This window comes from Pseudonocardia alaniniphila, assembly GCF_022524485.1.
GTDB classification, from domain to species: Bacteria; Actinomycetota; Actinomycetes; order Mycobacteriales; family Pseudonocardiaceae; genus Pseudonocardia; species Pseudonocardia alaniniphila.
Map to the genome: position 1 here is coordinate 1 of NZ_JAKXMK010000064.1, position 23,354 is coordinate 23,354.

19 protein-coding genes are annotated in these 23,354 nt (G+C 68.1%); 9 read left to right on the forward strand and 10 right to left on the reverse strand.

The window, feature by feature from the left end; genetic code table 11:
• Positions 1-151: 151 nt before the first annotated feature.
• Complete coding sequence (locus tag MMF94_RS42010; protein WP_241043097.1) at positions 152-1,216, reverse strand: aldo/keto reductase; 1,065 nt, start codon at positions 1,214-1,216, stop codon at positions 152-154.
• A 284-nt stretch (positions 1,217-1,500) separates the two neighbouring features.
• Between MMF94_RS42010 and MMF94_RS42015 the strand changes: the two genes are divergently transcribed.
• Entirely contained in the window at positions 1,501-2,064 is a 564-nt protein-coding gene (locus MMF94_RS42015; RefSeq protein ID WP_241043098.1) for a TetR/AcrR family transcriptional regulator, read from the forward strand.
• A 210-nt stretch (positions 2,065-2,274) separates the two neighbouring features.
• Here MMF94_RS42015 and MMF94_RS42020 read toward each other — a convergent pair whose 3' ends face one another.
• Complete coding sequence (locus MMF94_RS42020; RefSeq protein ID WP_277398966.1) at positions 2,275-2,697, reverse strand: zinc-binding dehydrogenase; 423 nt, start codon at positions 2,695-2,697, stop codon at positions 2,275-2,277.
• Positions 2,698-3,042: 345 nt separating this feature from the next.
• Here MMF94_RS42020 and MMF94_RS42025 point away from each other — a divergent pair, with 345 nt between their 5' ends.
• Positions 3,043-3,714, forward strand: a complete 672-nt coding sequence (locus MMF94_RS42025) for a DNA alkylation repair protein (RefSeq protein ID WP_241043115.1) — start codon at positions 3,043-3,045, stop codon at positions 3,712-3,714.
• A gap of 170 nt (positions 3,715-3,884) precedes the next feature.
• Here the strand turns inward: MMF94_RS42025 and MMF94_RS42030 are convergent, their stop codons facing one another.
• The gene (locus tag MMF94_RS42030) at positions 3,885-4,715 is read right to left on the reverse strand and encodes a class II aldolase/adducin family protein (protein WP_241043100.1); all 831 of its coding nucleotides are present in this window, start codon (positions 4,713-4,715) and stop codon (positions 3,885-3,887) included.
• Positions 4,716-4,874: 159 nt separating this feature from the next.
• On the reverse strand, positions 4,875-6,677 hold the full coding sequence (locus tag MMF94_RS42035; RefSeq protein ID WP_241043101.1) for a helix-turn-helix domain-containing protein: 1,803 nt from the start codon (positions 6,675-6,677) through the stop codon (positions 4,875-4,877).
• Positions 6,678-6,887: 210 nt separating this feature from the next.
• Between MMF94_RS42035 and MMF94_RS42040 the strand changes: the two genes are divergently transcribed.
• From MMF94_RS42040 to MMF94_RS42055, 4 genes are all read left to right on the forward strand, one after another.
• Positions 6,888-7,832 carry a 2-dehydropantoate 2-reductase gene (locus MMF94_RS42040; protein ID WP_241043102.1) on the forward strand — a complete coding sequence of 315 codons (945 nt, stop codon included), beginning with the start codon at positions 6,888-6,890 and terminating at the stop codon, positions 7,830-7,832.
• Positions 7,833-7,994: 162 nt separating this feature from the next.
• On the forward strand, positions 7,995-8,999 hold the full coding sequence (locus MMF94_RS42045; protein WP_241043103.1) for an ABC transporter substrate-binding protein: 1,005 nt from the start codon (positions 7,995-7,997) through the stop codon (positions 8,997-8,999).
• Positions 8,999-9,898 (forward strand): ABC transporter permease, encoded by a 900-nt coding sequence (locus tag MMF94_RS42050; protein WP_241043104.1) that lies wholly within the window; start codon positions 8,999-9,001, stop codon positions 9,896-9,898. Before MMF94_RS42045 ends, MMF94_RS42050 begins: the two co-directional genes overlap by 1 nt.
• Complete coding sequence (locus MMF94_RS42055; protein ID WP_241043105.1) at positions 9,898-10,710, forward strand: ABC transporter ATP-binding protein; 813 nt, start codon at positions 9,898-9,900, stop codon at positions 10,708-10,710. The genes MMF94_RS42050 and MMF94_RS42055 overlap by 1 nt, the downstream gene beginning before the upstream one ends.
• Before the next feature lie 2,058 nt (positions 10,711-12,768).
• Here MMF94_RS42055 and MMF94_RS42060 read toward each other — a convergent pair.
• Together MMF94_RS42060 and MMF94_RS42065 are read right to left on the reverse strand one after the other, a co-directional pair.
• The gene (locus tag MMF94_RS42060) at positions 12,769-14,445 is read right to left on the reverse strand and encodes an AMP-binding protein (RefSeq protein ID WP_241043106.1); all 1,677 of its coding nucleotides are present in this window, start codon (positions 14,443-14,445) and stop codon (positions 12,769-12,771) included.
• 351 nt (positions 14,446-14,796) lie between these two features.
• Complete coding sequence (locus tag MMF94_RS42065; RefSeq protein ID WP_241043107.1) at positions 14,797-15,636, reverse strand: response regulator transcription factor; 840 nt, start codon at positions 15,634-15,636, stop codon at positions 14,797-14,799.
• 281 nt (positions 15,637-15,917) lie between these two features.
• On the opposite strand from MMF94_RS42065, the gene MMF94_RS42070 reads away from it, so the two are divergent.
• Positions 15,918-17,039 (forward strand): LLM class flavin-dependent oxidoreductase, encoded by a 1,122-nt coding sequence (locus MMF94_RS42070; protein WP_241043108.1) that lies wholly within the window; start codon positions 15,918-15,920, stop codon positions 17,037-17,039.
• 290 nt (positions 17,040-17,329) lie between these two features.
• Complete coding sequence (locus tag MMF94_RS42075) at positions 17,330-17,563, forward strand: hypothetical protein (RefSeq protein ID WP_241043109.1); 234 nt, start codon at positions 17,330-17,332, stop codon at positions 17,561-17,563.
• A 154-nt stretch (positions 17,564-17,717) separates the two neighbouring features.
• On the opposite strand, the gene MMF94_RS42080 is transcribed toward MMF94_RS42075, so the two are convergent.
• The 4 genes from MMF94_RS42080 to MMF94_RS42095 form a co-directional block, all read right to left on the reverse strand.
• Complete coding sequence (locus MMF94_RS42080; RefSeq protein WP_241043110.1) at positions 17,718-19,046, reverse strand: amidohydrolase family protein; 1,329 nt, start codon at positions 19,044-19,046, stop codon at positions 17,718-17,720.
• A 61-nt stretch (positions 19,047-19,107) separates the two neighbouring features.
• Positions 19,108-20,040, reverse strand: a complete 933-nt coding sequence (locus MMF94_RS42085) for a fumarylacetoacetate hydrolase family protein (RefSeq protein ID WP_241043111.1) — start codon at positions 20,038-20,040, stop codon at positions 19,108-19,110.
• Entirely contained in the window at positions 20,040-21,263 is a 1,224-nt protein-coding gene (locus MMF94_RS42090) for a CaiB/BaiF CoA transferase family protein (RefSeq protein WP_241043112.1), read from the reverse strand. Before MMF94_RS42090 ends, MMF94_RS42085 begins: the two co-directional genes overlap by 1 nt.
• A gap of 2 nt (positions 21,264-21,265) precedes the next feature.
• A complete protein-coding gene (locus tag MMF94_RS42095; RefSeq protein WP_241043113.1) occupies positions 21,266-22,108 on the reverse strand; it encodes an enoyl-CoA hydratase/isomerase family protein in 843 nt (280 codons plus the stop codon).
• 90 nt (positions 22,109-22,198) lie between these two features.
• Here MMF94_RS42095 and MMF94_RS42100 point away from each other — a divergent pair, with 90 nt between their 5' ends.
• A complete protein-coding gene (locus MMF94_RS42100; protein ID WP_241043114.1) occupies positions 22,199-22,789 on the forward strand; it encodes a TetR/AcrR family transcriptional regulator in 591 nt (196 codons plus the stop codon).
• The last annotated feature ends 565 nt before the right edge of the window (positions 22,790-23,354 follow it).

Genomic DNA, 23,354 nt, shown 5'->3' on the forward strand with positions numbered 1-23,354 from the left:
TGTCAGTCAGCTCCCCACGCCCTACCACCAGAGCATGATCATCTACCGCAGGTCACGACCCTTACAGGACACGCCCTGGTGGCCGGCGTCCCGGGGACGGACATCGCCACGGGGCAGCGGTAGTGCCGTCCCCTGGCGCTTTGGTCGATCGTCAGCGGCGGGCCTGGATCTTCAGCTCGCCGCGGGTCTGGACGCGGATGTGGTCGCTCGCGAGCATGGCGTGAGGGAATCCGAGGTCGATCGCGCTGACCTCGTCCAGACGCGCCATATGGGACGGGGTGAGGTCGACTTCCAGAGCTCCCAGGTTCTCCTGCAGTTGCTCAGCGGTTCGAGCCCCGATGATCGGCGCCGTCACCCCCGGGTTCTGCAGGGTCCAGGCGAGCCCCACCTGCGCTGGCGTGCGACCCAGCTCATCGGCGACCTCCTTGACCACGTCCACGATGGCGAGGGCGCGCTCGGTCACTCCGCCGAGGGCCACGTTGAAACTCTTGCGAACGCTCTCGCTCTGGTCGGACGGCGGCGTGGTCAAGTCCTGGCGGCTGTACTTGCCGGTGAGCACCCCTCCCGCCAGCGGCGACCACAAGACCGTCCCCAGCCCCAGCTCCTTCGCCATCGGGATGAGGTCACGCTCCCCGGTGCGCTCCACCAGGTTGTACTCCAGCTGCAGTGCCACCAGCGGCGACCAGCCGCGCAGGTCGGCGATCGTCTGCATGCGTGAGATCTGCCAGGCCGGGGTGTTGGAGATGGCCACGTAGAGGACCTTGCCCTGCCGGACCAGGTCGTCCAGACCCCGAAGGATCTCCTCCGCCGGGGTGGTGGGGTCCCAGACGTGCAGGTAGAGCAGGTCGATGTAATCGGTGTTCAACTGTCGCAGACTGGTTTCGACCGCCCCGAAGAGGCTCTTTCGGCTCGCGCCACCGGAGTTGGGGTCGTCAGGCCGGCGCAGGGTCGTGTACTTCGTGGCCAGGACCAAGCTGTCTCGTCTGTCCCGGGCGAACTCACCGAGCATGCGTTCCGACGTGCCGTTGGTGTAGGTGACCGCCGTGTCGATGAAGTTCCCGCCGCGCTCGACGTAGAGGTCGAACAACTTCCGTGCCACGTCCTGCTCCGCGCCCCAGCCCCAGTCGTTGCCGAAGGTGGCCGCCCCGAGCGCGAGCGGCGAGACCCGCAGGCCGGAACGCCCCAGCTGCCGGTAGGTGTCGAGAGTGAGTGGCATCGTGTTCTCCTGCAGATGTGATTTTCTGACGTCAGAGGTGCGGACCGGCGGTCGGCGAGCCCCCGTTTCAGGCGCCGAGCCCATGGCCCCGCGGTCGCTCTGCCGATTCCGGTCGTGCCACCGGTGACGAGCGCTGCGGGCACGGGAGGCCTTTCTTCGAGCGGTCGAGGGTCGGGGCGTCATCGGTAACCGGGGAGGTCGCCGTTTACGCGACTGTACACTCAACCGGAGATGTCCCCGTTTCGTCGCCGCACCTCGCCCCGACACTCCCGATCGCGAAGGCCATGACACCTCCACGGAGCACCCTGCGTGCCGATGCCCGACGCAACCGCGAGCGCCTGATCGCCACAGCCGCTGAGGCTTTCGCGTCCGGACAGGCGATCTCGCTGGACGCGATCGCCAAGCGCGCGGGTGTGGGAAGCGGCACCCTCTACCGACACTTCCCCACCCGGGAGGACCTGGTCGAAGAGGTCTACCGCGACCAGATCCGCCCTCTGCGCGAGGATGCGCGAGTCCTCCTGGCCACCGAGCGGCCTGCCCAAGCTCTCCACGCCTGGATGTGCCGCTTCGCCGAGTGGGCGGGTGAACGGCGCGGAATCTGCGAAGCCCTGGTCGCCATGAGCGCTTCCGGACGCTTCGGCACCGGACCAGTCTGCGATGAGGTCCAGCGAGTCCTGGGGATCGTGCTCGAGGCCGGCGTCGAAGCAGGAGAACTGCGCGGCGATGTCGATCCGGTCGACGTCGGCGGCATCCTCGCCGGCGTGCTTTCCGTGGCCGGCGCGCCCGAGCAGCGCGCCCAACTCGACCGCATGCTCACCGTCGTCGTCGATGGGCTGAGGCCGCGCTAGTCACACCGCGTCGGGGGATCCCGCAGCGCTCCGGTTCGAGCCTTGCAGTTTGCGTCTTGCCGGGCGGCCAAGGCCGATCCCGGGCGACGGTTCCACTCGCTGTGGGACAAGATCCGTCGCCGGGATGTCCTGTGGCGGGCGTGGATCACGGCGCGTCGCAACGATGGCGACGCTGGTCAGAGGACGATCGCTTGTCGCAATGTCGTCGGCTCACCGATGTGGATCCCACCAAGCTCCGGCAACTGCTCCTGCCCGGACGTCGAGCGTTCCTCGACCCACGCGCACGACGTATTTCCCCCGTACCACGCCGTCCGCGAATGCCTGATGCGCCGAGGCGACGTCGTCGAGTGAGAAGACAGCGTCCACCCGGGGGCGCAGCTTCCCGTCCACCACGTACGTCGCGAGGTCGTCGAGCAGTGGACGCTTGGGGTTGCCGCTGAACATCGGCACCCGGCGAGGTCCGTGCACGGCGCTGGTCGTACGGACGGCGAGCGTCGCCAAGGTATCGGTGGGATGTGGGGCGACGGTGATCATTCGGCCGCCGGATAGCAGCAGCGCGCGGTAGGCGTTCAGTTGGGTGCCGACGGTATCCAGGACCACGTCGAACCGCCGTGAATGGCGATTCGGCCGCACGCTCGATTGTCGGTGGGTGAGCCGGGATCACGTCTGTCAATCCCATGCTCGGGTCCAGGTGCTCACTGTGATGCGTGCTTGCTGGTCGAGGCATGTGCCGTGTACGCGCAATCGAAGCTCTGCCCACAACAGCATGGCCTCAAGGCGCGGTCACCGGTGCGATGGGCGGCCACGACCGAATACCAGGTTTCGCGCAGGGCCGCTGTCAATAGCCGATACCGTGCCAGACATCCCCGACATCCCGCGACGCAGCACAGGGCCGGCTCGGGGTGTCGATGCTCCCGTGATGGATAGGAGGGTGAGGTGGCCGAGCCGACGCGGGCCGAGACGACGCGGGTCGAGACGATGGTGGCCGAGGTGATGGCCGAGCTGGCCGAACTCGAGGACCCGAAGACACGTGAGGTGAGCGAGAAACACGGTGACGATCACGGTGTGAACCTCAGCAAGCTGCGCGCGCTCGCGAAGCGGCTGAAGACGCAGCCGGAACTCGCATGCCGGCTCTGGGAGGTGGATGACACCGCGGCGAGACTGCTGGCGATCCTGATCTGCCGCCCGAAGGTGTTCGAGCGTGACGAGTTGGACGTCATGTTGCGGGAGGCGCGCGCACCCAAGGTGCACGACTGGTTCGTGAGCTACGTGGTGAAGAAGAACCCGCACTCCGAATCGTTGCGCCTGGCCTGGTCATCCGATCCGGATCCAGTGGTCGCGAGTGCCGGCTGGGCGTTGACCACCGACCGCGTGACGAAGAGGCCTGGTGGCCTCGACCTCGCAGGGCTGCTCGACGTCATCGAGGCGGAGATGAAAGACGCCCCGGATCGCCTGCAGTGGGCGATGAACCACTGCCTGGCTCAGATCGGGATCGAGCACGCGGAGTACCGCGCCCGTGCAATCGACATCGGTGAGCGCCTGGAGGTGCTCAAGGGCTACCCGACTTCCCCGGGCTGTACGTCTCCGTTCGCGCCCATCTGGATCACCGAGATGGTGCGCCGACAGGCTCCTGCTGACACTCGAACCTGAATGGGGAGATGCCGTATTCCGGAGTTGACGTTCGGATTCACCCCGGACACCCGCCGACCCTATGACGCGCCGTTGCTACGCCGAGACACCGTCAACATTGATCAGTCCGTGTGCATGCTGTCTACGCCTACGCCTACGCATCTCAAGTCCGACATCAAATCGAACCGGCGCTAGTCGAACAAGTCAGGCTGCTGGGTGGTGATCTGGTCCCATAGGGGACGGAAGCTCAGCCAGCCGGCGTAATGCGACCCGACCTCCTTGCGTGTGAACTCCGCAGTCTCGTCGTCGATGCTGATCGGAGTGCCCGCCGCCATCGCCAGCAGTTGCGCCTGGCACGAGCGCTCGAGCGTAATGAACCACCACGCTGCTTCACCGACGGTGTGTCCGCAGGTGATCAACCCGTGGTTGCGCAGGATCGCGCCCTTGGTATCCCCGACTGCGGTGGCAATGCGCCGGCCCTCCTCCTGGTAGCGCGCCGGGCCGCCGTATTCGGTGTAGAGCCCGAGATCCCGATAGAACGCCGCACCATCTTGTGTGATCGGGTCGAGTGGCACCCCGAGCGAGGCGAATGCCTTGCCGTGCAGCGAATGGGCGTGTGCGGCGGCGACCACGTCCGGCCGCGCCTGATGCACCGCGGAGTGGATGTAGAAGCCGGCCTGGTTGACCACGCCATTGCCCTGGACGACCTCGCCCTGCTCGTTCACCAGCAGCAGATCCGAGACCCGGATCTTGCTGAAGCTCATCGAGAACGGGTTGAGCCAGAAGTGGTCGGGATACTCGGGATCACGTGCCGTGACGTGGCCGGCGACTCCCTCTGAGAATCCGAGCTCTCCGAAGAGGCGAAAGGCTGCGGCGAGTTCCCGCTTGCGCAGAAGTCGCTCCTCGGCGGAGCTCAGATTCTGCGGTGGGGTGGGCAGGCCACTGGCACCGGCCCGGAAAACGTTCACCTCGCCGTGCCGCCCTCGCTGTTCGACCGGGGCCTCACGAGCATCTGTTGTCATGGCTCGACCCTAGAAGGCAAGCGCATAATGTGGCATGGATAGACCAGCCAGCTTTCATCCTGGAATTGTAGGGTTTCTCTACATCACAACATGGCTCGATCTCCTGCTGGCCGCGATGCGCAGCGGAGTGCGACACCCCGAACAGTTGCCTTCGCCATGTCATGCCTGTGTGAGACCGGGCGTTGACATGATCCGTAGCAGGATGTGGAGGTCCAGGGAGCGGGGCGGCTCACGCCAGGAGTCGCCGAGCAGGTCGTCCAGTACCGCGACGCGCTGGTAGATCGTGTTGACGTGGACTCCCAGCGCCCGCGCCGCCGGAGCTACCCGGCCCCCATGGTCGAGATATGCCTTCATTGTCGCCAACATGGGGATGCTGCGGCGCTGCTGCTCGCACAGAACAGGGCTGAGCTCGTGGTCGAACTGCGCGTGCAGCGCGCGCCGTCCGGTGTGGGTCAGCAGGATCCGGTAGAGGCCGAGTTGCTCTGCCGTGGCCGCCTCGCCGTGTCGCCCGAGCGTCAACAGGGCGTCCAGCGTGGCAACTGCGTCGGTGTAGCAGTTATGCAGCTGCATGGGCCGCTCGGCGGGCCCGGATACGCCGGCGGTCGCTCCATGTCGTGAACCAGCGCTCCAGTCACGCACCAGGGCGTTCGGTTCGTGCGTGGGAACGATCGCGACAAGTCGGTCGCCGTCGGGCACGACCACGCTGTGCGCCGGTAGCCCTGTACTCAAGTCGTCGCGACTATCGCGAGGTACTTCGCCTTGCCGGGCGGCGGCGATGACGCAGTAAGCGGTAGCGGGGTCGAGACCGGCGTTGCGCATCCTCTGCCGCAACGCCCTCGGCTCGGACGCGGGCCGGGTCAACAGGTCGATCACCATCGCGTCCCGGGTCAGGCGGGTCGCTTCGGACACCGCGCGTTCCCCGACCATCGCGAGTGCCACCGCCGGAGCTGCTCGTTCGAGCAGCAGCAGGTCGTCTGCGTCGTCCTCGCTGTCGACCACGAGCAGCGCGGCAAGTACCTCACGGTCGGCGACGACCCCGGCGACGAGCACTGCGTCGGAACCCTCACCGAGCGCAGAGGGTCCTGATCGGGGGTGCACGCTGATCGACGCGAGTGCCTCCGGCAGCGCCGGGAAGCGCTGCGCGAGATCCGCCGGCGCGGGCGCACCCTTGTCGAGGAGGACGACTCGGCCGCTGGCCGCGGCGGCGATCTCGGCCACCAGATCCTCGACCCCGCCCCCACGCAGGACAACTCGGGTGAGCTGCCGGTCCCATGCGAGGGTTCGTTCGAGTCGCCGGTTCGCCGCCTCCAGTTGTGCCGCAGTCTCGCGGTAGCGCTGCAGCGTGGTCGCGTTGTCGATCGCGATCGCGGCATGCGATGCTAGCGAGGCCAGCAGACCGATCTCTTCGTCGGTGAAGTGACGTTCGGTGCGTTTACAGACGAACAACGCTCCGAGCACCCGCTCGCGGATCTGCAGTGGAACGCCGAGCAGCGCATGGAGTTGCTCCGCGGTGGCGATGTCGTCGAACCCCGTGAACGACGGGTCGCCGGGGTAGTCGCTGGTCCAGTACGGCTCGCCACGCCCGATGACGAGGCCGAGCATTCCTGCTGACCGTGGGATACGTCGACCGAGCAACTGTGTGGTCAAGCCGCCGCTGACGACCTCGAAGACGGTCTCGTCGCCGCGGATCAGGCCGATGTAGGCCAGGTCGACACCGAGCAGCCGCCGGGCCTGCACCGTGATCTCCTGAAGGAGATCGTCGACGACATGTGTGCTCGTCAGTTGTGCGGCCATGTCGTTCAGCGCCGTCAGTTCGGCAGCTCTGCGGCGACGCTGCTCGAGCAGCGCGCGTAGCTGCAACGCAGCCTCGAGTTGCCGCTCGCCCTCCGCCAGCCCCTCCCCATGACGGTGCATGTCCTCGACCGGGACGTCGGCCAGCAGGAGATCGAGCCATGTTGTCATATGGAGAAACCCCACAATGCCAGGATGGAAGCTGGCTGGTCTATCCATGCCACACTACGCGCTTGCTTTCTAGGCTCGAGCCATGACAACTGCTGCGGAGGATATGGGCCACTAATTTCTGACATCCCGGCGTATTGTCGTAAAGGGCACTCTGGGCCACATTCACCCATCGCTGAATATATTGGCAATTAATCAACAAAAGGGATTCCCATGTCGAGCCCACCCACCAGCGCCGAGGCCGCCGCCACAACCGAAACCATCGCTGTGGTCGGCACCGGTGCGGTGGGCACGGCCCTGGCCGCCTGGTTCGCACGTGCCGGACACCGCGTAGTGGCCGGCAGTCGGACCGCGCCGGAGCGGCCAGTGGTCGTGATCGATGAGGGCGACGGCCCTCGGGCTTACCCGGTGCGCTGGCACACCGATCCGGCCCAGGCGGACACCACCGCAGACTGGGTCTTCGTGGCCACCAAACTGCCGCACACGCCGGCGGCGGCCAAGTGGCTACCCGCGCTGGTCGGCCCGACCACCCGCATCGTCGCCGCCCAGAACGGGGTCGACCACCGCGAGCGGTTCGCCGAACTCACCACCGTGCCCGTCGTGCCCGCGCTGATCTACTTCATCGCCGAGCGACTCGCGGTGGGCAGCGTGCAAATTCGGCACGCCGATCCTGAGCTGGTGCTGCCCGATGACGAGATCGGCCGGCAGGCCGCCCGGCTGTGCAACGACAGCGGCATCGTCGCCGAAACCGAACCCGACTTCACCACTCAGGCCTGGCGCAAACTGCTCATCAACGCCACAGCGAACCCGCTGACCGTCCTGACCTGCCGGCGGCTCGAGGTGCTCGGCGAACCTCCGGTCGCCGAACTGGCCCTGGCTCTGTTGGAAGAGACCGTCCAGGTGGGACGGGCGGTCGGGGCCCGGTTCGACGAGTCCTCGCCCTCGGAGGCACTTGCCAGGCTCCAAGCGTTCGATCCGCACGGCACCACCTCGATGCTGCAGGACCTGGAGAACAACCGAGGCCTGGAACACGAAGGACTGACCGGCACGGTGGTACGCCTGGCCCGCCGGCACGGCATCCCCACCCCGGTCAGCGGCACCATCCTGGCCCTGCTGCGTGGCCTTTCTGTCAACGACCGAGCACGAGACACGATCTGAGGCCCGGCGCACCCTCCTGCCAGTGCCGTAGCGACGCCCTTGTGCAGGCGGACCGTGTGGCGAGCCATTCACACCCGGAGAGGCAGCATATCCTTCTTCAGTCGAGCTGCCCTCCTTTTCCTACGAGAAGTTCTTCTTCTCGCTCAACCCGGAGGTCGGAACGTGACCCGTCGTTTCTGGCGCCGCGCGATGCCTGCGGCCGCCGTATCTTTGTTGGTTTCGGTGTTTGTTGCCGGGTGCGGCGCAGGACCTCCGGGTGATGTGAGACCGTTTGCCGACCGCGCCAGTTACCACATCGGCGTGTTGCAGATCGACTCGGCCGCCGTGATCGATGCGACGGTGCGCGCGTTTCGGGACGAACTGTCCCGGGCGATGGCACCGAAGCCGGTCACGTTCGATGTGATCAACGCGCAGGGCGATCAGAGCCTTATCGCGAGCGCGGCGCGGGATCTCGCCGGCTCGGACGACGACGCCCTCGCGGTGATCGGGACGCCCGCCGTGATCGCGTTGGCTCGTCAGGAGACCCGCCGCCCGATCTTTGCGCTCGCGATAGGCGATCCGGTGGGTGCAGGCGTCGCGACGAGCCTGGAGCGGCCCGGCGGGAACGTGACCGGCAGCATCGACTACGTCGACCCGGCGCGGCTCCTCGACCCGATCATGACGATCCGGCCGGCGCCGACCCGGCTGGGCACCGTGTACGACCCGTCCAATCAGAACATGGTCATTTGGATTGACGCCCTGCGCCGGGCTGTCGCTGCACACCCCGGGCTCCAGTTGGTGGAAGCGACCATCTCCGGATCCGCCGACATCCCGAGTGGGGCCCGCAGCCTCGTCGGACGCGCCGACGCGGTGCTCGTCGGGCCGGACGCGGCGGTGTTGGCGGGCCTTCCGGCGGTTGGCTCCACGGTCGGTGGGGCCGGCGTCCCGGTCTACGTGTGCGGCGGGGATGCGAACGTCGACGGCGTGCTGGCGAGCATCGGGCCGGACTACCCGACCCTCGGGGTGCTGGCCGCCCAGGCAGCGGCAAGGGTCCTGACCGGGACACCGGTGAGCGAGGTCCCGTTCGGTCGCCCGACCGGAATCACGTTCGCGATCAACAAGAAGACGATGAACCAGCTCGGTCTCAGCTTCCCGCAGGCCATCCTGAGCACGGCGACGGTGCGCTGATGCTCGAGCACCTGCTGCTGGACACCCTGGTCACCGGTCTGCCGCTGGTGGTGGTGTTCCTCGGGATCCACACGGTGTTCCGACTGCGCAGCGACTTCGACCTGACCGTCGAGGGGAGCTTCGCGCTCGGCGGTGCCGTCACCGCGGTCGCTCTTGTGGCCGGGATCGGTCCGGTCCTCGCTGTGCTGGCCGGCACCTGTGCCGGGGCGCTCGCGGGGCTCGTCACGGCTGTGCTGCACTTCGTGCTGAAGGTGCCGGTCCTGCTCGCCGGGCTGGTGATGAGCATCGGACTGTTCAGCGTCACGCTGCACGTGCTCGGCGTGCCGACGGTGAGTCTGCTGGGCGCCATGACGCTGTTCGGGCACGGCGGGGACATCTCGGCCTCGGTGCTGCTCGCCGCGATCGTCGCCGCGGTGCTTGCGCTGTACGGGTTGTTTCTGCGCACCGAGATCGGGCTCGCGCTGCGCGTGTGCGGGGCCAATCCCCGGATGGCCCGCAGCCAGGGTGTCGACGAGCGGGCCATGACCGTGCTGGCACTCGTGCTCGCCAACGGCCTGGCCGGTTTCGGGGCCGCGCTCGTGGTGCAGACCCAGGGGTACGCGGATGTCAACATGGGCGTCGGAACGTTCGTCGCCGGTGTCGGGGCGATCCTGCTCGGCGAGCTGATCGCGCGCCCGGACGGCTCGGCGATCGGGCGGATCCTGATCTGCGTGCTCGTGGGCACGCTGGTCTACCGGCTGATCCTGGTCGGCGCTCTGCGGATCGGACTGCCCGCCGCGGACCTGAAGGGCATGACCGCGCTGACGCTGGTGATCGCGGTAGCCGCACACCGCTACCTCGGCTCCGGCCTGCGCCGGGTTGGCCGCGGCCTGGCCCGCGAGCCGATACAGGCGTCCTGATGCTGGAGATCCACGACGTCCGGCTTGTCTACAACCAGGGCCGCGCAGACGAGATCACTGCACTCGACGGACTGACGCTGACCCTGGCCGACGGCCAGTTCGCTACCGTGATCGGGAGCAACGGCGCAGGCAAGAGCAGCCTGGTCCAGATCGTCTCCGGCGCCACGCGGCCAACCGCGGGCCGTGTCCGGCTCGACGGGACAGACATCACCCGCCAGCCCGAGTACCGCCGGGCCGGCAGCGTGGCGCGGGTATTCGACGACCCGCGGGCCGGAACGGCGCCCGGGCTGAGCATTGAGGACAACATGGCGCTCGCGATGGCCAGAGGCCGGCGCCGGTGGCTGCGGTTCGCGCTCGGCCGCACACAACGCGCGCTGATGCGCGAGCAGCTGGCGCGCCTCGGTCTGGGCCTGGAAAACCGGCTGGCCGACAAGGTCGGGCTGCTCTCGGCGGGCCAGCGACAGAGCCTGACCATGGTGATGGCCGCCCTGGCCCGGCCTCGCGTGCTGTTGCTCGACGAGCACCTCGCCGCGCTCGACCCCGCCACCGCGATCCGCGTGCGCGGCCTCACCGAACAGCTGGTCGCGGAAATGGGCACAACCACGCTGATGATCACCCACAACATGCAACACGCACTCGAACTCGGCCAGCGGCTGCTGGTGATGAACCGGGGGCGGTTGATCGGCGACCTCGATGCCGACACCAAACGCCAGACCACCGTCTCCGCGCTCGTCGATCTGATCACCGCCTTCCAGGACAACGCGAGCGACCGGCTCCTGATCACCGACCGAACGCCACCGGAGAGGACCTGATGACGGCGACACCCCACAGCGCCCTGAGTTATCCGGAGGGTGCGGGCGGCGAAGTCGACGTCGTCCCAGCGCAGGGTGCAGGCTTCGCTGCGGCGCAGCCCGAGCATGAGCAGCCTGGGCCAGAGAGCGTCAAGCCATCCCTTGCCGGGGTCCGGTCGGACTGCGCCTGACGGCATGCGCGGCCGCTCCCTCTCGCTCCGCTCCCGGGCGTCCGCGCGTCAATGGGCCGCCGGCCGGCAAGGGGAGAGCTGTGTGACGTGCGGGAGGTCATCCCTGCCGGCCGCAGATCGTCATGGCGGGAATGGGGCCAGAGGGATAGGTGGCTGCCGAGCACGTGGGTGCTCCGACGTAGGACGTGGGCGTTCCTGCCGCGGGCCGACCTGCTGGTCCGAATGCCAGAAGGGGGGAGCGTCGAAAGCCCGCGCCAGATTATCTCGGAGATTTGCAATTTGTCTGCAACGTCTGATTGTCGGCAATCTCAGGCTGCGCACTTGCCTGTTGTCGGGAGAGTTCCCGCGATAAGTGCGCAAATTTACTCGTCGTAGGTAACCTGTAAAGAAGGTACACCCATGCTTTCGGCCAGCCTTCTCTTGGTAGGAGCCGCAAGGCCGCTCCATGTAATGTAGGCGCCGTCAGCTTCCCCACCTTCGATAATATGAGCTTTTGGTAAGTGCTCCGATCTTCCGAGGTACCGCTTTGTGCCCTGCACGGAGCCTCCGATCAAGGTCAGAGAAAAGTTGTCTCCCAGACCAATGTTGGGGACCAGTCTGCGCAAGCCAGATATTAGGTCCATCCTCCCCGAACCGGAATTTCCGGTGGAGTCACTGTGGATCATGAACGCGATGCTTCCGTTGTAGCCGCAAACCGCTACGCAGGGGCCCATGTCCGTAGTTGACAACACCTTGGACGTGTCGGTTGCCTTTATGACTGCACCCCTGCTATTCCCTTGACGTACTTCGATGCCCGAAAGCGTAGGTGCTACACCATGTGCTTCATCACGTTGGACCGTCAGAACTTGATGGACGACCTGATTGCCGACTGATTGTTGAAGTTGCAGAATCTGGCGAGGGGAGAGTGTATTGCGAGCAGAAATGAGACGTTGGATGGTATGAGCCGTTCGCACGTCCGCGGCTTCGACATTGCCCCTTGGTCGCTCCTGTACGTGCTGTCTTGGCGTTACTCTCTTGTTCCGAGACTGTTTTTCAGTCGTCACGCCTGGACTCTCTCCCATATGAACCAAACGTCCTGTTCATGCATATCTGAAGCTGTAGCACACGCTATCATCATAAAGCCCTGGCGGGCCATGGCGATGCTCGATGAAAAACCTGCCGAGGCTTGGGAGGCTCGAAGGCCAGGCACGGGCGTAGACGGTGCAGAACGGCTCGGTCGAGGCCGGAGGTCAAAAGGGGTCACAGGTCGAAATCCTGTCGTCCCGACGGCGCGATGGGCGGTTCCCTACGTCGGGGCAGCCGTCCATCAGCGTTTCTACCTGTGGAAAATGCCTGACTTGAGATGTAGTCCCTCGGCCTGTCCGACGATTGGCCGGCGGGCGCTCTCGATCTTGGTTCCCTGGTAAGTGACTGTCGCTTCTGGCGCCGAGCGGGAAGAGGCCGTCCGTCGCGGTGGTGCCCTCGTCGAGGACAGCTTGGAGTTGATGGTCGTCGATCCGCTCGGTTATGGGCGTCGAGTGAGGTGGGTTGGCACGCGCTGGCGGTGGCGTCGTCGGGCGTCCCCGCAGCGTTGTGGCATGGCGGGTCGACGGCGTGCGTCACGGTTTTGGTGTCACCGAGTCCCCGGATCGATCCGTACACCGCGACCGCGGGAGGCGTTGCTGGGTGGGTGTCCGGGCGTCCGTCGAGGTCGACCTTGCGCCAGTGCAGCGGCGCGCTCGCAGACGTACACGGCTATAATGTCGCCTTCCTCGCTGAAGCTGCAATCTTCAGAGCTGCCGCGCCGATCTGCGGAACCCTGATCCGAAATCGGAGCGACCATTTCTCGGCGCCGGCGTTAGCGAGACAAGCTAATTCAAGCAGTGGTACTGCTGCTTGCGAGCCTGCATCAGGACGCCGTCGTCCTCCTGACTTCCGGGACGTCGATCTCGTTTGGGAGCCAGCGCCGGAGGAGCTCTTTGCGTACCTTGCCGGTGTCGTTGCGCGGCAGCGCCTCGATGTGTTCCAGGCGGGTCGGCAGGTACCAGTCGGTCATGCCCTCGTCGGAGAGGTATTTCCTCAGCTCGTCCAGGGTGATCGGCGGTGTCGTGGCCGGCACGATCACCGCGCATGCCAGCTCACCGCCGTTATCGTCGGAGTAGCCGACCAGGGCGACGTCCGACACGGCGGGATGCTTGAGCAACTCGGACTCGACATCGTTGACCGGGATCATGAACACTCCACCGATCCGGTCGCCGACCCGGCCCATCAGCCGGATCCCGTCACGCCCGTCCGGCACCGCGAGATCACCTGTGTCGTACCAGCCGTTGTCGAGATCGGTGGTGACGGTCAGCGTCCCGGAGTCCCGGCCCACCGTCGCCAGGCACACCGCCCCGCCGCGCACGAACAGCCGGGCGGGCTGGTTCGTGATGTCGGCGTCCGAGCGGAGATCGAGTTCGATGCCCCTGATGGGGCGCCCGTCGCTGTGCGCCGCCCAGTCCGCAGGATCGTCGTCACGGGTGGCGGTGCAGACGGCCCCGACCTCGGTCATGCCCCACCCGGTTCGCAACTTCACACCGAGGACATCCGCCACCTCCGCGACAAGAGGCTTGGGCACGCTCGTGGATCCGCAACCGACCGCACGAAGCGCCGGCAGGTCCGGTCGTGCACCACCGGTGGCCGCGATCACGTCGTAGACGAATGACGGTGCGCCCAAAAGGTGTGTCGAGGCGCTGTCGGCGAGTACCGCGAGGCCCCGCTCGCCCGACCATGAATCGAGTAGGACCACGCATCCACCGGCCAGCAACGATATCTGCGAGCAGAACTGCCCCAGCACGTGCATCAACGAATGCGGCGCGAAGAACGCATCCTGGCGCGTGACCTCCATGGCGTCGCTCGCGCCGGACGCGGCCGAGTAGCACGTGTTCTGCGTGTGCAGCGCGCCCTTGGGCTCGCCCGTTGTGCCGGAGGTGAACAGCACCATGGCGACCTGGTCCGGATCCTCTGCCATGTCGTCCAGCGCCACTGGATGGTGCTGCTCCCATGGCGTCTGCTCGAAGAACGACCCGAACTCGATCTCGTCCGCAGCCGGGCTTCCGATCACCACCCGATGCCGAAGCTGTGGCAGCCGCGCAGCGATCTCCCGCAACGCCGCGGCGTGGGCGAATCCCGCCCATTCGTCCACCGTGACAAACACACTCGCGCCCAACCGATCCAGCATCCGCTCCAGCTCCCGCGGACGGATCGTGGTCATGATCGGCGCCACCACCGTACCCAGCCGCGTAGCCGCCAGCAGCAGCACCTGCGCCTGCCACCAGTTGGGCAGCTGGCATGCCACCACCTGCCCCGGCCGCACCCCCAACTCGTACAACGCACCCGCGAATCGCTCGACATTCCGCGCATACCGGTCGTAACTTATCCGCACGGGCTCCCCGTCGGCACGATAGGCATTGATCGCGAGCGCATCCGGCTTCTCGCCGCGCCACCTGCGCAGATCCGAGATCAGCCCACCGTCACGCCAGACACCCGCAGCACGAAAGTTCCTCGAAGCTGCTTCGGACGGGCGAATCATCAAGCTTGTCGGCATCACAGGCCCTCAATCGCGGGCGGCTTCGTGCATCTGGCCACGACCTCAGGTCTAACCCCGTCAAATGAGCCTCGGAATAACTCCTGAGGGGTATTTGGCCGAGCCGGTCGTGGCCCCGACTATCAGCGCCGTCCGATATGGTGATCGTCACCCTCGGCGACGCGCACGGGCACGACGCCCCCGGCACGTCCGGGCGGAGCGGCGCCACGGATCCGGTTCCCGTTGAATGCCCGGCTCCGCCAGAACGTTCGTGCGCGGGCACGGTCGTGTACGAACGCCGCGTTCCTGGTCGGTCCACCGGACGGCAAGGCTGATCTTGCCTCCGCCCCGGCGCCGCGCGGGCCGGTTCCTTCAGGCGGGTCGGGCGCTCAACCAGAGCGACACGGCCTGCGCGCGATTCGCGGCATTGAGCTTGCTCAGGATGCTCGACACGTGGGTCTTCACCGTGCCCTCGGAGATCACCAGCCGCCGGGCGATCTGGTAGTTGGTCTCGCCGGCGGCCATCAAGCGCATGACATCCAGCTCGCGGGGAGTCAGCTCGGTGTGCTCCCTCACCACGGAGCCGGGCGCCGAGGCGTTCCGCCCGACGACGGTGGATGTCGTCGACCATGATCGCCCGGCGGCGTCCCGGACCGCCTGCAACTGCTCGAGCAGCAGCAGCCTGCTCAAGTGCGCGGCCAGGCTCTCCGCCGCCACGGCCAGCATGGCGCACTCCTCGCGGTGCACCGGCCGCCCCTGGAGGTAGCAGTCGGCGTGCACCATGCCGATCACCGTGTGCTCGACGGTGATAGGGGCGACGCCGTAGTTGTCCGACCGGGACATCACGGCGATCGGCCGACAGACCCTCGGATGAGTCTGGACCTCGTCCACGACGAAGGTGCTGCCCGAGTCGACCACGTCGGTCTCCACCACCGAGTCCAGGGTCGTCGGCTCGTCCCGCCCGGCCTGGAGGATCGCCGCTGCCCACTGCGGATCGCGCCGGACGAACATGGACTCCGGCACCCAGATGCCGTTGCGGACGCGGGACACCAGGACCCGGTCGAAGCCCAAGCCTGCGATCGCCTCCGGGGCCTGCTCGACCAGCGCCCGAGCCGAGGAGGTCATCCGGAACTCGGTGATCGCGTCGAGAAGCGCGTTCACGCCCGGGCAGGGCGCGATACCGCGCCGTTCGATCTGTCGGTCTGTCGCCATGTCTCACACGGGTAGTTGGGCCGGGCCGTCACACGCTCCGTGTCCGACCAACCTACGCGAGCATTCCGGCCTGTGTCGCGCACCGGCGTCGACGGGCCCGGGCCGAGCGGGAAGCAGCCTCGAGATGCGACGACGCGTGCGTCAGATGCCCGGATCCCGCCGCCGGTCGATCGGCGGGACCCTGCCGAAGGGGGGAGGGCCGGCTCTGTAGATCGACGGATGTGCCTTCGCGTGCCGACTCGGCATCGTGGGCCGGTCGCCGTTCGCGGGGGGAGCCCACGATGAAACTCGCCACCGAGGTGCCCTGGCAGGACCGCCGATTCACGATCCCGCTCGAGCGCATCCGCCGGTGCGAGCAGTTCAGGTTCGATGCGGTGTTCACCGCCGAGGGCGTCGGCAACGACGCGCTCACCCCGCTCGGCTACCTGGCGGCGGTCACGGAGCGGCTGAGCCTGGGCACGCACATCGCCACCCTGACCGCGCGGCCGCCCACTGTGCTCGCCCAGGCGCTGGGAACCATCGACGCGATGGCCGGAGGCGGCCGGGTCATCGCCGGTGTGGGCAGCGGTTTTCCCAGCTCCTGCGAAGGCTGGCACGGCCGGCCGTGGGGCAGGCCGGTGCGCCGCATGCGCGACTACGTCGACGTGCTGCGCCAGGTGTTCCGCACCGCCGGGTCCTACGCGGCGGATGGCGAAGCGATCGAGACCACCGAGTTGTTCGCCGAGCCGACCCGGGTACGGCTGGGCGACACCGTCCACTGCCAGAGCACGGAGATCAGCATCCCGTACGCCGGGGAGGGGGCGCTGGGCGTGCGGCCGTGGGTCAGCGCTCTGGAGCGCGGGCCCGAGCCGCCCGCCGTGCTGGCCGCCGTCGGACCGCAGATGATCGCGCTGACCGCTGAGATCGCGGACGGCTGGTTTCCTTGGGGCTTCGCACCGGGGATGATGCCGACGTTCGAACCGTTGCTCGCGGCGGGCTTCGAGCGCGCTCCCGGCAAGAGCCGCGAGGACTTCGACATCTGGGCCCTCGTCGACCTGGTGGTCAGCGACGACGTGCGGGCCGGGCTCGACCGGTTCCGCCCGTACGTCGTGGAGTGGGCCGAACAGATGCGCCTCCAGACCGAGGCGCTGGGCTTCGCCGGACTCTGCGACCGGTTGATCGAGCTGACGGGAGCCGGCCGGTACGACGAGGCGTTGGCCGCTGTGCCGGACGAGTTCGTCGACCAGGTGTTTCTCGTCGGATCGCACGCTCGGATCGCCCAGCGACTCACAGCCTGGTTGGATTCCGGCGCGACAGGGCTGATCTTCCGCTACGGCCCGCAGGTGCAGGTCGGACGGCACGTCGACCTGGTCGAGGACCTCGACGTGTGGGAGACCATCGCTCGCGCCGCCCATCGCATGTGAGGCCGGAACCGGAACATCTACGCCACATTCTCTGCATTCTTCGCCGCCCAGTTCTTCACCAGCGGAGATGCCAGTAGCAGCTCGCCCCCACAACTCCGGATGGAGCGCCATCGCCTGACGTACTCCGGCCCACCGGGAATGCATCTGGTGATCGGCACACCCGCGCAGGGGACCGACACCGCCGCGGTACTGCGCAACATCACTTACGGCTGCTCGTTGGGTGTCCGTCCAATGGCCTGATCAAGTGGCGGGCCAGAAGTATTCTCCGACCCCGTCCTCAGGAGGCGATCATGTCCCTGTCCTCGCCCGCCTCGCCGCGCGAGTCCATCCGCCGGAACATCGCCGACTGCCTGCTCGACGCGCTCGAGGCCCTCGTGCACAGGCACCGGGCACTCGCGCTCGACCCCGCCCCCGGCGGAGAGCAGGTCGACCTGCACGCCGAGCTCATCATCGCCGACATGGCACACGAACTTGCGCTTGCCCGCAGCGCTCTGCAGTGGCATCCGCCGCTGCGGCGGGGCTGACCTGCCGGGTCGCCGACGCCGCTCTGCAGAACTGGCCGCCCGCCTGACGAGAGCCCCGGCCGCAGAGGTCAGGTCGACGAGCGCGAACCGGAATGCGAAGCCGGTGCACTGTTGCCTGGTGGGGGACGACGCGGACCTTTGTCGCGGCGGGGTGTCACCCGGAACGCCGGTGAACGGGAATCAGGACGTCGGAGAACCGGGCGGCGGTGGCGGCCGCGAGGTCGCGCGCGCGGTCCAGGTCCGCCAGCAGCCGGCCGGACCGCTTCACCACCCGACCGCCGACCAGCACCGTGTCGACCAGGCCGGGGTGGGCGGCGAGCACGACCGCATTGGCCGGCGCGCGCATCGGGGCGAACCCGGGCCCGTCGGTGCGCAGCAGCACCACGTCCGCCGCCTTGCCCGGAGTCAGGGAGCCGACCCGGTCGGCCAGCCCGGCCGCACGCGCTCCGTAGTCGGTGACCATCCGCAGCACCTCTCTGGCCGGCAGCGGCACCTCCTCCGGCGCCTCCGCCCGGTGCACGGCCAGCGCGATACGCATCTGCGTGAACAGGTCGGGCGCCGAGCAGACCTCGGAGTCCGCGCTCAGCGACGGGCGCAGCCCGGCGGCCAGCATCCGGCGCACTGCCACGTCGGACCCCATCCCGGGCATGGTCAGCTCGAGCTGCGGGCTGATCGAGACGTGCCCGCCGTGGTCGGCCAGCCGGCGCAGATCTTCCACCGGCGCCCTGTTGACGTGCACCAGCGTCACGTCCGGCCCGAGCAGCCCGGCCCGCTCCAGCTCGGCGATACCCCGATGGCCTGCCTGGGCGCGCCCACCGGCCACGTGCGAGGTGATCGGGATGTCCAGCTCCCTGGCCAGCGCGAAGTCGCGCGCGGTCCCCTCGATCCCGACGAAGTCAGGCGCCTGCGCACCCATCGCCAGGGTGACCAGGGCGTCGTCGTCGGCCAGCAGGTCGGTGCGGACCCTGCGGATGTCGGCGGGGTGCGGCCCGGGACTGTCGGTCCAGCCACGCTGCAGGGACCACCCGTGGCCGAACACCGCGCGGATGCCGGCGTCGCGCAGGGCGGCCACCGAGGCGTCCGCGTGCGCCGGCGAGTTCTGGATGTGCGCCCAGTCCACCAGCGTGGTGATCCCGGCGTCCAACGCGCCGAGTGCACCGAGCAGCGTGCCGGCGTAGACGTCCGAGGGTTCGTACCGGGCGCCGACCTCGCCCAACAGCAGCCGCGCGTAGTCGTCCAGCGACCATTCGGCGCCGAGGTGGCGCAGTGGTGTCTGCCAGGTGTGTCGATGGGTGTCCACCAGGCCGGGCAGCACCAGCAGCCCGGTCGCGTCGATCACCTCGGTGCCCGGCGGGGCGTCCAGCTCGGTGCCGACACCGGCGATGCTGTCACCGGTGACCAGCAGATCGCCGGCCGGCAGCTCGGTGTCCCGCGCGTCCATGGTGAGGATCGAGCCGCCTCGGATCAGGGTGCTGTCCGCCATCGCCCGCCTCTTGCCGTGCAGCTCTCCTGCCGCTTCGGTGAGCAGCCACCAGATGATCGACTCACCGCAGTGGGTGGACGGGCGCCGAGGGACGGATGCTCGTATCGATCTCGCCGAGTCCGTCGACGGCGATCCGTACCCGGTCACCCGCGGTGAGGTAGGGATACCGGTCGGCACCGTGCACCCGGGACAGCTCGAGGATGCATCCGGTGCCGACCGTGCCGGAGCCGATCACGTCCCCGGGCACCAGACGGGTGCCGCGGGAGGCGTAGGCGATCATCTCCTCGAACGACCAGTAGAGGTCGGCGAGGTTGCCCGAGCTGTAGAGCGTGCCGTTCACCGTCGCGGTCATGCCCCTGTCGTAGCCGTTGCCGCGCCGGTCCGGCGCCAGTTCGTCGGCGGTGACCAGCCACGGGCCCAGGGTCGTGGCCGAGTCCTTGCCCTTCGCCGGGCCCAGTCCGACGCTCATCTCGTGCGCCTGGATGTCGCGAGCGCTCCAGTCGCACAGGATCAGGAAACCGGCGATGTGATCACCCGCTGCCGCGACGGAGATGTCCGAGCCGGGCCGGCCGATCACGGCTGCCACCTCGACCTCGTAGTCGAACGCCGTACTGCCCGGTGAGATCGCCACCGGGTCGGACGGCGCGATGACCGCCGCCGGGTTGGTGAAGTAGAAGACGGGGACCTCGTACCACACGGGGTCGAGTTTCTGCCCGATCGCCTCCACCGACGTGGCGGCGTGGTTCTCGAACGCCATGAAGTCGCGGATCGAGGGCGGCACCGGGATCGGCGCGGACAGCGTCACCGCGTCCTGCGGGACCACCTCGGTGGGGTCGGCCAGCACAGCCGTCCCGGTGGCGGCGAACTCCTCGGGCCCCAGGGCGAGCAGGTCCAGCAGGCGTCGATCGCCGGGCAGCCCGTGGACGTGTCCGTCGTGCACGACACCCACTCGGGCCGCCTGGCCCGGCCCGGGGGAGTAGGTGACCCAGCGCATCAGTCGCGCGTCCGTCCGGGCTCGACGAAAGCCGCGCTCTTGTACAGCGCCTCGATCTGGTGCTCGTCGAAGCCCAGCTCGGTGAACACCTCGGTGTTGTGCTCACCCTGCAGCGCCGGCACCTGTTCGGTCGACGGACCGGTGTGCCCGCTGAAGTGCCACGGCGGTCCCGGGATGGTGATCTCGCCCCCGGCCCGGTCGGGCACCGTCCTGGTCACGCCCCACTGCTTCGCCCAGTCCGTCTCGACGAACTCGCCCATCGTGCGTACCCGGCCGGTGGCGATCTTGCCCTCGTCGAACTGGGCGTCCAGCGACGCCATGTCCCCGAACGTGTTGATCCAGGTCTGGACGATCGAGTACAGCTCGGCATAGTTCTGCCGGCGCAGCTCGGGCGTGGCGAACCGGGGATCGTCCTTGAGGTCCGCCCGTCGCATGGCGTGACAGTAGAACGGGAAGGTGAGGCTGCCGACCAGGCTCATCGGGACGAGGAACTCGTCGCCTTCCGGGCTCGTGAAGAACGGCGCGTCGGTGGCACCGAGGACGGGACGTTCCTGGCCGAGGTCGATGCCGCTGAGGTCGTAGTGCACCCGCTCGTTCATCGACGTGATCACCGCCGCCATGGCGATGTCGATGTACTGGCCCTCACCGGTGACGGCGCGGTGCCGCAGCGCGGCGAGCACCGCGATCGCGGCGTGCAGGCCCGCGTAGACGTCGGCGTGGGACAGGGCGTCGGTGCGTCGCTCGTCCCCTTCGAGGTCGAAATGGCGAAGCGTGTTCCTGGTGAAACCGACCTCGGCCTGCACCGTCGGCGCGTAGGCCATCCGGCTGCTCCACGAGCCGTGCTGCCCGTATCCGCTGATGGAGGCGTACACGACGCTCGGGTTTCGGGCCGCGACCGCCGCGTAGTCCAGGCCGAACGACGCCAGGGCGCGGGGCCGGAAGTTCTCGATGACGACGTCGGCGGTGTCACACAGCGCCAGAGCCGCTTCCCGTGCCTCGGGCACGTTGAGGTCGATGCTGACGTTGCGCTTGCCCGCGTTCTGCTGTGCGTAGTACCCGCTGACCGCTCCCTGCACGGGGAACGCCAGGCGCGACAGATCCCCGCGGGGCGGTTCCACCTTGATCACCTCGGCGCCGAGGTCGAGCAGGTTCTTGCCGCAGTGTGGCCCGGCCAGGACACGGGAGAAGTCGACGACGCGGATGCCTTCCAGGGGCAGGACCATGGTCAGCGCCCTTCGAACCGTGCGGCGCCGGGACCTTCGGCCTGCAGCGATGCCAGGCCGATCTTGAGGTCCTCGGACCGCCAGATGTCGCGTTGCAGCTCGTGCATGGCCTCGTCGGTCGCGCGCACGCCGTGTTCGACCGCGTGCGACACCAGCGCCTTCGTGGAGGCGTGGGCGACAGTGGGGCCGTGGGCGAGCTCCTGCGCGATCGTGGCGGTGACGTCGACGAGCTGCTCGTCGGGCACGACCCAGTTGATGATGTTCCAGCGCGCCATCGTGGCCGCGTCGTAGCGGCGGCCCAGCAGCGCCATCTCCTTGGCCCGTGCCGCGCCGGCCCGCTGGGTCACCCGCTGTATCCCGCCCATCAGCGGGTTCAGGCCGACGCTCGCCTCGATCGAACCGATCTTCGCGGACTCGGCGGCGACGATGAGGTCGCACGCCAGGGCGAGTTCGAGCCCTCCGCCGATGCAGACACCGTTCACACTGGCCAGGATCGGGATGGGCAGTTCGTCGAAGGTGCTCAGCAGCGTGGTCAGGTCGCCGGTCGGCGCCTCACCGCGCTGCGAGCTCTCGAAGAGCCGGACGTCAGCACCGGCGCAGAAGTTGCGCAGCCCGCTGCGCACGACCATCGCCCGGGCCCCCTGCGCAACGGCCCCGCGGGCCGCGGCGACGAGCGCGTCGAGCAGTTCCATGTTCAGGAAGTTGTGGGGTGCGTACCGCATGGTCGCCACCGCGACGGCCCCGTCCATCGTCAGGGTCACCAGGGCCGCGTCCGGGGCCGGGGTCGATGCGACGGCGTCCGCAGCTCCGGTGCGCTCGGTCTCCGCCTGTGCTGTGCCAGTCATGTGCGACCTCCCACGGTGGGTCTCCGTCGGCGACGTTATATACCTGCCGACATACATGTCAACCTGGCGTGCAAAAGGTACGATGGTGGCATGCCTCGACGAAGCGACGCCAAACCGCGCATGGTCGCCGCCGCCCGCCGCCTCTTCCGGCAGCGCGGCTACGTGGCCACGGCGTTCTCCGACGTGCTGGAGGCCAGCGAAGCGCCCCGCGGCTCGGTCTACTTCCACTTCCCCGGCGGCAAGGAGGAACTCGGCGTCGAGGTGGCGTTGCTGCACCTGGCCGAGCTGATCGCGGAGGTCAACCGTGCCGCCCTCCGCGCGCGTACGCCGGCGGAGCTCATCGAGGCCTTCGTGGACGCCTCCCGTCGCGGCCTCGTGGCCAGCGACTACCGGGAGGGCTGCGCCGTCGCGCCGATCATCATCGAGACCACCCCCGACTCCGCGCAGCTCACCGCGGTGACCAGCCGGGGCGTCCGGGACATCGTCGCCACCCTGGCCGCCCGTCTCACCGAGAAGGGCGTGCCCGCGGACGCCGCGACGCCGCTCGCCGTCGCCACGGTCGCCGGCACCCAGGGTGCCCTGATCGTGGCCCGCAGCCTGCGTGACGACAGCCCGTTCGATGCCGTGCGAGACGCGCTGGCCGCTCAGGCGACCGCCGCGCTGCCGTCACCGGCAGACTGACCGTCGCAAGCTATGCACAGCTACATAGTAGTTTCGCAACAGTGCGAGTTTCGGGCTTCGCCTCATACGCGGCTGCGAGCGCGAGGTGACGTGGTGCCGGCGCGGGGCACCGGTCGCCCCCGAGACGGGGGAGAGTGCACATGACATACGGGATCGAGGTTCTTTCCGGCCGGCGACACGGCCGGAGGACCCGCGCGTCAACGGGAGAGGCTTCCGCCCCGGCCGGACGACGCTGCCCGCCGGGTCGACGTATTCCCCCGGCGGCCGACCACTGCCCCGCGAGCTCGTGCGTTGGTAGGACTGTCAATTGGAAGGACTGCCAGAAAGAGGAAAGCCTGGCTGGTGGCAAGATCGACTCGACTCAGGAAGGGGCCACCCTCCGTGGTCTCGTCCGTCCTCGTCGAGCGGGCGGGCGGGCCGGTCTGCGGAATGATCTCCAGCGCCCGCGTGACACGCCTCGCAGCCGGCATCGCACCGTGTATCGAATCCTCGAGACTGGGTTGTCCGCGATGTCGCGTTCAGGCGTTGGGTGTCGCGTCCGCAGGCTAGGATCGCCTGCGTGACG